A 13,230-nucleotide genomic window follows, 5' to 3' on the forward strand; every position below is an offset into this window, starting at 1 on the left:
ATGGCCCTACTGCAGATCGCCGAACCCGGCCAAAGTCCTCAACCGCACCAGCGTCGTCTGGCTGTGGGGATCGACTTGGGCACTACCAATTCGCTGGTCGCTGCGTTGCGCAGTGGTCTTTCCGAGCCGCTGGCCGATGCTGAAGGGCGGGTCATCCTGCCTTCCGCCGTGCGTTATCACGCCGATCGCGTCGAAGTCGGCGAGTCGGCCAAGCTGGCCGCGTCCTCCGATCCCCTGAATACCGTGCTGTCGGTCAAGCGCCTGATGGGCCGTGGTCTGTCCGACGTCAAGCAATTGGGCGAGCAACTGCCGTACCGCTTTGTCGGCGGCGAATCGCACATGCCGTTCATCGACACCGTGCAGGGTCCGAAAAGCCCGGTCGAAGTCTCCGCCGATATCCTGAAAGTGCTGCGCCAGCGCGCTGAAGCGACCTTGGGCGGCGAGCTGGTTGGCGCAGTGATCACCGTTCCTGCATATTTCGACGACGCTCAGCGTCAGGCCACTAAAGATGCAGCGAAACTCGCAGGCCTGAACGTGCTGCGTCTGCTTAACGAGCCGACTGCTGCTGCCGTGGCTTATGGTCTGGATCAGCATGCCGAAGGCCTGGTCGCCATTTATGACCTGGGCGGCGGTACTTTCGATATTTCGATTCTGCGCCTGACCGGCGGTGTCTTCGAAGTTCTGGCAACCGGCGGCGACAGCGCGCTGGGTGGCGATGACTTCGACCACGCGATTGCCGGCTGGATCATCGAGAGCGCGGGCCTGTCCGCCGATCTCGATCCGGGTGCGCAGCGCAATCTGCTGCAAACCGCCTGTGCGGCCAAAGAAGCCCTGACGAATGCCGACAGTGTTGAAGTTGCTTATGGTAACTGGAAAGCACAGCTGACCCGCGAAGCCTTTGATGCGCTGATTGAGCCGATGGTTGCTCGCAGCCTGAAAGCCTGTCGCCGTGCCGTTCGCGATTCCGGCGTCGAGCTGGAAGACGTGCACGCCGTGGTGATGGTGGGTGGTTCTACCCGCGTTCCACGTGTTCGCGAAGCTGTCGCCGAAGCCTTCGGTCGCCAACCGCTGACTGAAATCGACCCGGATCAGGTGGTGGCCATCGGGGCTGCGATCCAGGCCGATACACTGGCCGGCAACAAGCGCGATGGTGGCGAGCTGCTGCTGCTCGACGTGATTCCGCTGTCCCTGGGGCTGGAAACCATGGGCGGCCTGATGGAGAAGGTGATTCCGCGCAACACCACCATTCCGGTTGCCCGCGCCCAGGACTTCACCACTTATAAAGATGGCCAGTCGGCCATGGCCATTCACGTGTTGCAGGGCGAGCGCGAGCTGATCAGCGACTGCCGCTCCCTGGCTCGCTTCGAATTGCGCGGCATACCGGCAATGGTCGCCGGTGCAGCCAAGATTCGCGTCACCTTCCAGGTCGATGCCGACGGTCTGCTCAGCGTTTCTGCCCGCGAACTGGGTTCGGGCGTTGAGGCCAGCATTCAGGTCAAGCCATCGTATGGTCTGACCGATGGCGAGATCGCCAAAATGCTCAAGGATTCGTTCCAGCATGCCAATGACGACAAGGTCGCCCGCGTTCTGCGTGAGCAGCAAGTCGATGCCCAGCGCCTGATCGAGGCGGTGCAGGGGGCTCTGGAGGCGGATGGCGAGCGTTTGCTCGACGCCGAAGAGCGCATGGTCATCGATCTGCAGGTGCAGGAACTGACCGAACTGATGAAAGGTACCGATGGTTACGCCATCGAGCAGCAGACCAAACGTCTGTCGCAAGTGACCGACGCCTTTGCTGCCCGTCGTATGGATCAGACGGTGAAAGCCGCTCTGTCCGGGCGCAATCTGAATGAAATCGAGGATATCTGATGCCGCAGGTCATTTTTCTGCCCCACGAGAAGTTCTGCCCTGAGGGCATGGTGGTCGAGGCTGAGCCCGGCACATCGATTCTCGATCTGGCCCACGAACACCACATCGAGATGGAAAGCGCCTGCGGCGGCGTCTGCGCCTGCACCACCTGTCACTGCATCATTCGCGAGGGTTTTGACTCGCTGGAAGAAGCCGACGAGTTGGAGGAAGATTTCCTTGATCGCGCATGGGGTCTTGAAGCGCATTCGCGCCTGGCCTGTCAGGCCATCGTCGGTGAAGAAGACATCACCGTCGAAATTCCGAAATATTCGCTTAACCATGCGGCCGAAGCGCCGCACTGACTGGTAAGACTGTCATGAGCTACGGTTGGAATGATGTTCAACGTATTGCAGAAGAGCTGGCCGAAGCCAAGCCGGACGTCGATCCGCTCTCTGTCAATTTCGTCGACTTGCAGCGATGGATCATGGAACTGCCTGATTTCGACAATACCTCTGGCCGAGTCGGTGAGAAGGTGTTGGAAGCGGTTCAGGCGCTCTGGATCGAAGAAGTAGACTGATCGTCCTTGCAGGTTAGGCAATACCCAAGAACCCGCGTATAATTCGCGGGTTTAATTTTTCGCAAATTACTGTTTCTGGAGTTACACCATGGCTGTTCAACGTACTTTCTCCATCATCAAGCCTGACGCCGTTGCTAAAAACGTGATCGGCAAGATCACCACTCGCTTCGAAGACGCTGGCCTGCGCGTTGTAGCTTCGAAACTGAAGCAACTGTCCAAAGCCGAAGCCGAAGGCTTCTACGCTGAGCACAGCGCTCGTGGTTTCTTCGGCGACCTGGTTGCCTTCATGACTTCGGGTCCAGTTGTCGTTCAGGTTCTGGAAGGCGAAAACGCCATCGCTCGCAACCGTGAGCTGATGGGCGCTACCAACCCTAAAGAAGCTGCTCCAGGCACCATCCGTGCTGACTTCGCTGAATCGATCGACGCCAACGCCGTTCACGGTTCGGACTCCGAAGCCGCTGCTGCTCGCGAAATCGCTTACTTCTTCGCAGCTACTGAAGTAACCACTCGCTAAGCATTGGCTTAAGAGTGAAGGTGAATCCATGACGACATCGACTGTTAAAACCAACCTGCTGGGTCTGACCCAGCCGGAAATGGAAAAATTCTTCGACTCAATCGGGGAGAAGCGTTTCCGTGCCGGTCAGGTAATGAAATGGATTCACCACTTTGGCGTCGATGATTTCGACGCCATGACGAACGTCAGCAAGGCCTTGCGCGAAAAGCTCAAGGCGGTTGCCGAGGTCCGTGGTCCCGAAGTGGTCAGCGAGGACATCTCCAGCGACGGCACCCGTAAATGGGTGGTGCGCGTGGCGTCCGGCAGCTGCGTCGAGACCGTTTACATTCCCCAGGGCAAACGCGGCACTCTGTGCGTTTCGTCCCAGGCAGGCTGTGCCCTGGACTGCAGTTTCTGCTCCACCGGCAAGCAAGGCTTCAACAGCAACCTCACCGCCGCCGAAGTCATCGGCCAGGTGTGGATTGCCAACAAATCCTTCGGCAGTGTTCCGGCAACCATCGACCGCGCCATCACCAACGTGGTGATGATGGGCATGGGCGAACCGCTGCTGAACTTCGACAACGTCGTGGCCGCCATGCATCTGATGATGGATGATCTGGGCTACGGGATCTCCAAGCGCCGCGTGACCCTGTCCACGTCGGGTGTGGTGCCGATGATCGATGAGCTGGCCAAGCACATCGACGTATCCCTGGCGTTGTCCCTGCACGCACCGAATGACGCATTGCGTAACCAATTGGTGCCGATCAACAAGAAATATCCGCTTAAGATGCTCCTCGATTCGTGCGTGCGCTATATGTCCGCCCTGGGCGAGAAACGTGTGCTGACCATCGAGTACACCTTGCTCAAGGACATCAACGACAAGCTTGAGCACGCTGTGGAAATGATCGAGTTGCTCAAGGATATTCCCTGCAAGATCAACCTGATTCCGTTCAACCCGTTCCCGCACTCCGGTTACGAGCGGCCAAGCAACAACGCGATTCGCCGATTCCAGGATCAGCTTCATCAGGCAGGCTTCAACGTCACCGTCCGCACCACCCGTGGTGAAGACATCGACGCGGCTTGCGGTCAATTGGTAGGGCAGGTGCTGGATCGCACCCGTCGCAGTGAACGTTACATCGCCGTGCGCGAATTGAGCGCCGACAGCGATCTGGCACAGAACGCCGCGAACACTAATTAAGAGAGGATCTCTATGTCCCTGCGCTTTGCGCTGCTGTTGCTGTTGGCCAGCCTGTGTGCTGGCTGTGTCCTGTCGGGTGATTACAACCCGATGAAGACCAGCAAGGGCCGCGACGAGGCGCGGGCTGCCTATGTGCAGCTGGGGCTGGGATACTTGCAGCAAGGCATGACCGAACGGGCCAAGGTGCCGTTGAAAAAGGCCCTCGAGCTGGATAGCTCGGATCCTGATGCGAACGCCGCCCTCGGGCTGGTGTTCCAGGCGGAAATGGAGCCGAAGCTGGCCGACGAACACTTTCGCAAGGCGCTGTCCTCCCGTCCCGCCGATGCCCGCATCCTCAACAATTACGGCAGTTTTCTCTACGAAGAGAAGCGTTACAAGGAGGCCTACGAGCGTTTTGAGCAGGCCGCCGCCGATACCCTGTATCCTGAGCGTTCACGCGTGTTCGAGAATCTCGGCATGACGGCATCGAAGCTTGGTCAGCGTGAGCTGGCGCAGCAGCAACTGGAAAAGGCGCTGCGTTTGAACCAGCAACAACCACGGGCCTTGCTGGAAATGGCTGAGTTGTCATTCGAAGACAGGCATTATGTGCCCGCGCGTGACTATTACGACCGTTTCAGCCAGCTCTCCGAGCAAAATGCACGTAGTCTGTTGCTCGCCGTTCGATTGGCAAAAGTATTTGAAGATCGCGACAAGGCCGCCAGTGCGGGCCTGCAATTAAAACGACTCTATCCCGGTACGCCGGAATATCAGCAATACCTGTCGGAGCAATGATGAAAGCGGCGCATCCCGAAGTTGTAGCAGCGAATCGCGTTAACCCCGGTGAAACCTTGCGCCAGGCCCGCGAAAGCAATGGCTGGTCGCTGGCCGAAGTGGCCCTCAAGCTCAACCTCACCGTGACTTCCCTGTCCAACCTCGAAGCCGGTGCGTTCGACAAGCTGCCGGGGCATACCTTTGCTCGCGGCTATATTCGCGCCTATGCCAAATTGCTCGGCATGGATCAGGCTGTTCTGGTCCAGCAGTTCGATCAGTCCACCGGCACCGACTCCCAGGGCAGCAATGTGCACGCGCTGGGGCGCATCGAAGAACCGGTTCGGGTTTCCCACACCATTTTGCGGATCGTCAGCCTGCTGTTACTGATCGGGGTCATCGGCGGCGGTTTCGTCTGGTGGCAGGATCAGACCTCGTTGCGCACCAAGGACCTGACCACGCTGGCTCCCGAGCACGTGGAAGTCGAAGGCGCGGACGGCACTACCCAGATCCACCCGCTGGACGAGCCGGAAGACCAGGCTGTTGCGGAAGGCGAGGCTGAGGGCGCAACGGCCCTGGCACTGCCTCAATCGCAATCCACCGCTGAATCGACGGTTGCCGAAACTGCCGCTCCGGCAGCCGTTGCACCCGTGGCACCGGCCCCGGCCGCGACGGCCCACGTCCCGGCGCCAGTGGTTGCGGCTCCGGCGGCGACTGTGCCGGCAACCGTTCCAGCCGCGCCTGCACCCGTTGTTACCGCGCCGGTAACGCCAAGCGTTGCTGCACCGACTCCAGCCCCTGCCGTTGCGGCTGCCCCGGTTGCCGGTCAAGGCCAGGTGCAGGTTCAGTTCATCGCCGATTGCTGGACACAAGTGACCGATGGCAGCGGCAAAGTGCTGTTCAGTGGTCTGAAGCGCAAGGGCGACAGCCTGTCCGTCGCCGGCAAGCCACCGTTTGCCGTGCGCCTGGGTTATGCCCGTGGCGCCCAGGTCAGCTACAACGGCCAATCGGTCGATGTGGCTCCGTTCACCAGTGGCGAGACTGCTCGCCTGAAGTTGGGTCAATAAGTCATGCACGGCGAATCTCCAATCAAACGTCGCGAATCACGCAAGATCTGGGTCGGTAACGTGCCTGTGGGCGGCGATGCACCTATCGCGGTGCAGAGCATGACCAACAGCGACACCAACGACGTCGCGGCCACCGTCGCACAGATCAACCGTCTGGAAGCTGCCGGCGTCGACATCGTCCGCGTTTCGGTGCCGGACATGGACGCCGCCGAGGCGTTCGGCAAGATCAAGCAACTGGTCAAAGTGCCGCTGGTTGCCGACATCCACTTCGACCACAAGATCGCCTTGCGCGTGGCCGAACTGGGTGTGGACTGCCTGCGCATCAATCCGGGCAACATCGGTAGCCCGGATCGCGTACGCGCCGTGGTCGATGCCGCCCGTGATCGCGGGATTCCGATCCGCATCGGCGTCAACGCCGGTTCACTGGAAAAAGACCTGCAGAAAAAATACGGCGAGCCGACACCGGCTGCGCTGGTCGAGTCGGCATTGCGTCATGTCGAGCACCTTGAGCGCCTGAATTTCCAGGACTACAAGGTCAGTGTGAAGGCCTCCGACGTGTTCATGGCCGTCGAAGCCTATCGCCTGCTCGCCAGGGAAATCGTTCAGCCGCTGCACCTGGGCATCACCGAAGCCGGTGGATTGCGCTCCGGTACAGTGAAATCCGCCGTGGGCCTAGGTATGCTGCTCGCCGAGGGGATTGGCGATACCATCCGCATCTCGCTGGCCGCCGACCCGGTCGAGGAAGTGAAGGTCGGTTACGACATTCTCAAGTCTTTGCATTTGCGTTCCCGTGGCATCAACTTCATCGCCTGCCCGAGCTGCTCGCGGCAGAACTTCGATGTGGTCAAGACCATGAACGAGCTGGAAGGGCGCCTTGAAGACCTGCTGGTGCCGCTGGATGTCGCGGTGATCGGTTGTGTGGTCAATGGCCCGGGTGAAGCCAAGGAAGCCCATATCGGCTTGACCGGCGGCTCGCCAAACCTGATTTACATCGACGGCAAGCCGTCGCATAAGCTGACGAATGACAATCTGGTGGACGAGCTGGAAAAGCTGATCCGCGAGAAGGCGGCCGAGAAGGTCGAAGCCGACGCAGCGGTCATCGCGCGCGGCTGATCGAACGAATTAAGGAATTTCTGTGAGCAAGTCCCTGCAAGCCATTCGTGGCATGAACGACATCCTGCCGGAACAGACCCCGGTATGGCGCTACTTCGAAGGCACCGTTTCGCGTTTGCTGGATAACTACGGTTACAAGCAGATCCGCATGCCGATCGTCGAATTCACCGAGCTGTTCAAGCGCTCGATCGGTGAAGTGACCGACATCGTCGAAAAAGAGATGTACACCTTCGACGACCGCAACGGCGACTCCCTGACCCTGCGTCCGGAAGGCACCGCTGCGTGCGTGCGTGCCGTGCTCGAGCATGGCATCACCGGCGGTGGCCAGGTACAGAAGCTCTGGTACATCGGTCCGATGTTCCGTCACGAGCGTCCGCAGAAAGGCCGTTATCGCCAGTTTCACCAGATCGGTCTGGAAGTCTTCAACCTCGACGGTCCGGACATCGACGCCGAGTTGATCATCATGACCTGGCGCCTGTGGGGCGAGCTGGGTATCCGTGATGCCGTCAAGCTCGAACTCAACAGCCTGGGCACCAGCGAGTCCCGAGGCCGTTATCGTGAAGCGCTGGTCGAGTACCTCTCGGCGCACCACGACAAACTGGACGAAGACAGCCAGCGTCGCCTGAAGACCAACCCGCTGCGCGTGCTCGATACCAAGAACGCCGACACGCAAGCCGTCCTGGTCGATGCGCCGAAGATGGCTGACTACCTGGACGACGAGTCCCGTGCCCACTTCGAAGGTCTGAAGGCCCGTCTGGATGCTGTCGGCATTCCTTACGTGCTCAACCCGAAACTGGTACGCGGTCTCGATTACTACAGCAAAACCGTATTCGAATGGGTCACCGACAAGCTCGGCGCCCAGGGCACTGTTTGTGCGGGCGGCCGTTACGACGGTCTGGTCGAGCAGATGGGCGGCAAGCCGACGCCGGGCGTCGGATTCGCCATGGGCATCGAGCGTCTGGTGCTGATGCTGGAAACCCTGGAGCAGATCCCGCAAGAGCTTTCCCGTCAGGTTGACGTCTACCTCTGCGCCTTCGGCGAAGAGGCGGAGCTGGCCGGTCTGGCCCTGGCCGAGCGTGTACGCGACCAGTTGCCTAACCTGCGTCTGCAAGTCAATGCCGGTGCCGGCAGCTTCAAGAGCCAGTTCAAGAAAGCCGACAAGAGCGGTGCGTTGTACGCACTGATCCTGGGTGACGACGAAATGGCCCAGCAAGTGGTAGGTTTCAAACCCCTGCGTGGCCAGGGCGAACAACAAAGCATTGCCTGGGATGCGCTTGCCGCTCACCTGGCCACCTGCGTCGTGCAGGGTTGAAGCTGTCCAAACAGCCGATTTAGCGATTAAGGAGTATTGGGGTGTCGAGTACCGAAGACGAACAGTTGGCGGATTTGAAAGACTGGTGGACACGCAACGGCAAACCTCTGGTCACTGGCGGCCTGTTGGCGCTGGTCATCGTGTTCGGCTGGCAGGCATTTCACAAGTATCAGAGCAACCAGTCGCAAGGCGCCTCGGTGCTCTATCAGCAATTGCTGGAAACCACGCTGACTCCGGATGGCAAGCCTGACGCCGCGCGCGTTGCGGATCTGGCCGGCAAGCTCAACAGCGAATTCGGCGGTACTGCCTACGCGCAGTACGGCAGCCTGTTCGTGGCCAAGGTTGCGGTCGACAGCGGCAAGCTGGACGACGCGGCGACCGAGCTCAAGGCAATCGTTGCCAAACCGGCCAACGCGGCGTTGGGCGAAATCGCCCGTCAGCGTCTGGCGCAGGTGCTGGGTGCACAGAACAAGGCTGACGAGGCCCTGAAACTGCTTGAAGGCGATGCCGACAAGTCGTTCCTGGCCACTCGCGAAGAACTCAAGGGCGACCTGCTGGTACAGCTGGGCCGCACTGACGAAGCGAACGCGGCGTATCAAAAAGCCAAGGCGGCACTGTCGGATGAAGCGGCGGTCGGTGGCCTTCAAATCAAGCTGGACGACCTGGCCAAAGGGGATGCGTGACGTGATCGGTTGGAAGCATGCAGCATTGCTGGCTCTGGCCATTCTGGCCACGGGTTGCAGCAGCAACAGCACCAAGGAACTGCCACCGGCCGAACTGACTTCCTTCAAGGAAGAAGTGGTTCTGCACAAAGTGTGGAGTCGTTCGATCGGTGACGGTCAGGGCGAAACCTACAACATGCTGGTGCCGGCGATTGATGGTGACACCATCTACGCCGCCGACGTTACTGGCATCGTGATGGCCATGGATCGCAGCAACGGCGACGTGAAGTGGAAGAAAGAACTGGATGTGCCTGTCTCCGGTGCCGTCGGCGTAGGCTACGGTCTGGTTCTGATCGGTACTCTGCGTGGTGATGTCATCGCCCTCGACACCATCAATGGTGAAGAGAAATGGCGCGCCCGGGTGACCAGCGAAGTGCTGGCGCCACCTGCCAGCAACGGCGACATCGTGGTTGTACAGACCCAGGACGATCGTCTGATCGGTCTGGATGCATCCACCGGTCACCAGCGCTGGGTGTATGACAGCACCCCTGCCGTACTGACCCTGCGTGGTACCAGTGCGCCGCTCGCGACCAACCGCCTTGCGGTGGCCGGACTGTCGACCGGTAAAGTGGTCGCTCTGGACATTTCCAACGGCGTGCCGGTCTGGGAACAGCGGATCGCGATTCCACAGGGTCGTTCGGAACTGGAACGTGTGGTTGACATCGACGGCGGGCTGCTGCTGTCCGGCGGTACGCTGTACGTTGCCAGCTATCAGGGTCGCGTTGCGGCACTGGACCTGGAAAGCGGCCGTCAACTCTGGCAGCGCGATGCGTCCAGCTACGCCGGTATCGCACAGGGTTTCGGCAACGTCTATGTGAGCCTGTCTTCGGGTACCGTTGAAGGCGTCGACGAGCGTTCCACCACTGCACTGTGGAGCAACGATTCGCTGGCCCGCCGTCAACTGTCGGCACCGGAAGTGTTCTCCAGCTACGTTGCAGTCGGTGACCTGGAAGGTTACCTGCATCTGCTGAGTCAGGTGGACGGTCGTTTCGTCGGCCGCGAGCGCATCGACAGCGACGGCCTGCGTGCCCGTCCGCTGGTGGTGGGTGACACGATTTATGTGTATGGCAACAGCGGCAAACTGGAAGCCCTGACCATCAAGTAACAATTCACTGAAGGAGCCGAGCGAAGATCAGGCAAGGCAAAAATCAGCGAGGGCGCGGAGTTGACTTCAGTCAATGAGCATCCCGAGCTGATTTTTAACGCCGCATGATCGAACGCAGGCCCTTTAGCTATGCTTGGGGTTAAACCCCCAGGCGGCCCCGGTATACCGGGGCTTGCAGCGCTTTTGGGCGTTGCCCCGAGCACCAGCCGCTGCCTCGCAGCGGCTTTTGTATTTTCTGAAATAACGAAGTGGAGAGCCGCATGGTTCCCGTAATCGCCCTGGTGGGCCGACCGAACGTCGGCAAGTCCACCTTGTTCAACCGCCTGACCAGGACTCGCGACGCCATCGTCGGCGACTTGTCCGGTCTGACCCGTGATCGCCAGTACGGTGAGGCCAAGTGGCAAGGGCGTTCCTACATTCTGATCGACACCGGCGGTATCTCCGGTGACGAGCATGGTATGGACGAAAAAATGGCCGAGCAGTCGCTGCTGGCCATCGAAGAAGCGGATGTCGTTCTGTTCCTGGTAGATGCCAAGGCCGGTTTCACCGCCGCCGACCAGATGATCGCCGAACACTTGCGCAAACGTAACAAGCGTTCTCACGTGGTCGCCAACAAGGTCGACAACATCGACCCGGAAATGGCCCGCGCCGAATTCGCCCCGCTGGGCATGGGCCACGCGATCCCGATCGCCGGTGCCCACGGTCGCGGCATCACTCAACTGCTGGAAGCCGCCCTGAGCGACTTCCCGCGTGATGATGACGAGCCGGCGGAAGGTGAAGAGGAAGAAGTGGTCGCCGAAGGCGAGGAAGCAAAGCGCATTCCTGGTCCGAGCGAAAAAGACGGGATCAAGATCGCCATCATCGGCCGTCCGAACGTCGGCAAGTCGACCCTGGTCAACCGCATGCTCGGTGAAGACCGGGTAATCGTCTACGACCAGCCCGGCACCACCCGCGACAGTATCTACATCCCGTTCGAGCGTAACGACGAGAAGTACACGCTGATCGACACCGCCGGTGTGCGCAAGCGCGGCAAGATCCACGAAGAAGTCGAAAAGTTCTCCGTGGTCAAAACCCTGCAGGCGATCAAAGACGCCAACGTGGTGATCTTTGTGATGGACGCCCGCGAAGGTGTGGTCGATCACGACCTCAACCTGCTGGGCTTCGCCCTTGAGGCGGGTCGCGCGCTGGTGATCGCGATCAACAAGTGGGACGGAATGACGCCGAGCGAGCGCGACTTCGTGAAGGTCGAGTTGCAGCGTCGGTTGTTCTTCGTTGACTTCGCCGATATCCACTTCATCTCGGCACTGCACGGCACTGGCGTGGGCAACCTCTACGCTTCGGTGCAGAACTCGTTCAAGTCCGCGGTCACCCGCTGGCCGACCAGCCGCCTGACGCAGATTCTCGAAGACGCGGTCAGCGAGCACCAGCCGCCGATGGTCAACAGCCGCCGGATCAAGCTGCGATACGCTCACCTGGGGGGGGCGAACCCGCCGATCATCGTGATCCACGGCAACCAGGTCGAGAAAGTGCCGAAGTCGTACGTGCGCTATCTGGAAAACACTTACCGCCGCGTGCTCAAACTGGTCGGTACGCCGATCCGTATCGAGTTCAAGGGCGGCGAGAACCCGTACGAAGGCAACAAGAACACGCTGACCGACCGCCAGGTCAACAAGAAGCGCCGCTTGATGTCGCACCACAAGAAGAGCGAGAAGAAGCGCCGCGACAAGCGCTGATGCAATCGGGAAAGGGCGTCCATGACGCCCTTTTTTGTGGCTGTCAGATCAGTTCAGTAGTCGGGCCAGAAAGTGTGTTTGCGATCCGGTCAGATCTTTCGCTGATGCCAGTACTAAAATCCCCGACGAGTCGATCACGATATCCCGAGGTTCTGCGGGTTGTCCGTTGAAAAGAATGGAAGTCCAGCCCTCATCTCTGCCAAATGAAGGGTCGAGAATTCCACGCTCGTTGAAACGGGCAACCACCGTTCCGGTTCCGAAAGGAAATTGCTGCTCGCCGAGTGCAAGAATATGGTTGTCGTGCCATGCGACCTTGATCCAGCGAGTACTCACTTCAGCAGGCGAAATGCTGGGGGAGTGCAGTGGATTACCGTCCCGGTCCAGTTGCGCAATCAGGGCCTCACCTGAGCGGGTTGAGCCACAACACAAAATTCGGTCATCGCAAGGAAGCAAATTATCAAAGTACAGTTCTGTACTTTGCAGTGCTCCGTTATTTGCAAAGCTCTTGTCTTCCATCCCGTCTGGCTGAAAGCGCATGACAATGCCTGTCTTTATGCCTCGAACATCCGTGGTATGACCACACACCAGTATTGCATCCCGTTGGTCTACTGCGATGGCGTTCAGCCTTGTTTCCTCGCCACCCCTGAGCGGGAGTTCGACATAGCCTTTGCCGTCATTGAATTCGGTGGCTGGCGTGCCGTTGGCGCGGGTCATTACGATCAGCGTCATGGTCAGTTCAGGACCCGCAACGTGAGGATTTATCGTCACCCATGCGCCGCTGGATTGACGGCTGCCGTCAATGACCGTTCCGCTCGGTGCGCCGTATTCCGGTATCAGGGAAGTGCGAACAACGTGGGTTCCCTGGTCAGCAAAGTCCGTATCGAACGTCCCGTCGGGACGAACTTGTGCTAGACCGGGCAAGGGCGCATTGGTGCCATTGTTGAACTGACCGATCAGAACAATATTTGAGTTTTCGAGGGGGAACGCCTTCAGTCCGACGGAGGAAAGACTGGCATCGGGGGAAAATCGAGCCTCCAGGACTCCATTCGTAGCGAAGGATTTTTCTCGTTCTCCCCGCGGATCAAATTTGATCAATACGAAGTTCGTAAAGTTGCGTTCTGAACCGTCACTGCTGCCGGCAACGAACAATTCTCCATTGTCTGATCGGCTCAGGCCAAAGGCCTGAAAAAAGTCTCCGTGTGGTTCCAATGGATGAATACCATCATTACCAAACCCGGGATCGAGTTCACCCGCCTTGAGTTTTCTCATGATTTTGACCTCTGATCGGAGTCCGGACAGTGAACGCCTCGATGGGTAT

13 protein-coding genes are annotated in these 13,230 nt (G+C 59.5%); 12 read left to right on the forward strand and 1 reads right to left on the reverse strand.

Going from position 1 to position 13,230, the window contains the following annotated elements; translation table 11 throughout:
* From hscA to der, 12 genes are all read left to right on the forward strand, one after another.
* Positions 1 to 1,866, forward strand: a complete 1,866-nt coding sequence (gene hscA, locus J5M72_RS22475; protein WP_207867136.1) for a Fe-S protein assembly chaperone HscA — start codon at positions 1 to 3, stop codon at positions 1,864 to 1,866.
* Entirely contained in the window at positions 1,866 to 2,207 is a 342-nt protein-coding gene (gene fdx, locus J5M72_RS22480) for an ISC system 2Fe-2S type ferredoxin (protein ID WP_169431782.1), read from the forward strand. Before hscA ends, fdx begins: the two co-directional genes overlap by 1 nt.
* Positions 2,208 to 2,221: 14 nt before the next feature.
* Positions 2,222 to 2,422 carry a Fe-S cluster assembly protein IscX gene (gene iscX, locus J5M72_RS22485; protein ID WP_027619659.1) on the forward strand — a complete coding sequence of 67 codons (201 nt, stop codon included), beginning with the start codon at positions 2,222 to 2,224 and terminating at the stop codon, positions 2,420 to 2,422.
* Positions 2,423 to 2,510: 88 nt separating this feature from the next.
* On the forward strand, positions 2,511 to 2,936 hold the full coding sequence (ndk, locus tag J5M72_RS22490) for a nucleoside-diphosphate kinase (protein ID WP_039765715.1): 426 nt from the start codon (positions 2,511 to 2,513) through the stop codon (positions 2,934 to 2,936).
* Positions 2,937 to 2,964: 28 nt separating this feature from the next.
* On the forward strand, positions 2,965 to 4,113 hold the full coding sequence (gene rlmN, locus J5M72_RS22495) for a 23S rRNA (adenine(2503)-C(2))-methyltransferase RlmN (protein WP_169431781.1): 1,149 nt from the start codon (positions 2,965 to 2,967) through the stop codon (positions 4,111 to 4,113).
* 12 nt (positions 4,114 to 4,125) lie between these two features.
* Positions 4,126 to 4,884: a type IV pilus biogenesis/stability protein PilW gene (gene pilW, locus J5M72_RS22500; RefSeq protein WP_169431780.1), complete on the forward strand. Its 759-nt coding sequence runs from the start codon at positions 4,126 to 4,128 to the stop codon at positions 4,882 to 4,884.
* Positions 4,884 to 5,927, forward strand: coding sequence for a RodZ family helix-turn-helix domain-containing protein (locus J5M72_RS22505; protein WP_207867137.1), 1,044 nt, complete (start codon positions 4,884 to 4,886; stop codon positions 5,925 to 5,927). The genes pilW and J5M72_RS22505 overlap by 1 nt, the downstream gene beginning before the upstream one ends.
* A gap of 3 nt (positions 5,928 to 5,930) precedes the next feature.
* Positions 5,931 to 7,040 carry a flavodoxin-dependent (E)-4-hydroxy-3-methylbut-2-enyl-diphosphate synthase gene (gene ispG, locus J5M72_RS22510; protein ID WP_207867138.1) on the forward strand — a complete coding sequence of 370 codons (1,110 nt, stop codon included), beginning with the start codon at positions 5,931 to 5,933 and terminating at the stop codon, positions 7,038 to 7,040.
* Between the two features lie 22 nt (positions 7,041 to 7,062).
* Positions 7,063 to 8,352 (forward strand): histidine--tRNA ligase, encoded by a 1,290-nt coding sequence (gene hisS, locus J5M72_RS22515; RefSeq protein ID WP_169431777.1) that lies wholly within the window; start codon positions 7,063 to 7,065, stop codon positions 8,350 to 8,352.
* A gap of 41 nt (positions 8,353 to 8,393) precedes the next feature.
* The gene (locus J5M72_RS22520) at positions 8,394 to 9,035 is read left to right on the forward strand and encodes a tetratricopeptide repeat protein (protein WP_085734102.1); all 642 of its coding nucleotides are present in this window, start codon (positions 8,394 to 8,396) and stop codon (positions 9,033 to 9,035) included.
* Complete coding sequence (gene bamB / locus J5M72_RS22525; RefSeq protein WP_169431776.1) at positions 9,028 to 10,179, forward strand: outer membrane protein assembly factor BamB; 1,152 nt, start codon at positions 9,028 to 9,030, stop codon at positions 10,177 to 10,179. The genes J5M72_RS22520 and bamB overlap by 8 nt, the downstream gene beginning before the upstream one ends.
* Before the next feature lie 260 nt (positions 10,180 to 10,439).
* Positions 10,440 to 11,912: a ribosome biogenesis GTPase Der gene (gene der, locus J5M72_RS22530; protein WP_207867139.1), complete on the forward strand. Its 1,473-nt coding sequence runs from the start codon at positions 10,440 to 10,442 to the stop codon at positions 11,910 to 11,912.
* Between the two features lie 48 nt (positions 11,913 to 11,960).
* On the opposite strand, the gene J5M72_RS22535 is transcribed toward der, so the two are convergent.
* Positions 11,961 to 13,181 carry a hypothetical protein gene (locus J5M72_RS22535; RefSeq protein ID WP_207867140.1) on the reverse strand — a complete coding sequence of 407 codons (1,221 nt, stop codon included), beginning with the start codon at positions 13,179 to 13,181 and terminating at the stop codon, positions 11,961 to 11,963.
* Positions 13,182 to 13,230: the final 49 nt, after the last annotated feature.

It is taken from the genome of Pseudomonas sp. 58(2021), assembly GCF_017491585.1.
Classification (GTDB): Bacteria; Pseudomonadota; Gammaproteobacteria; order Pseudomonadales; family Pseudomonadaceae; genus Aquipseudomonas; species Aquipseudomonas fluorescens_BT.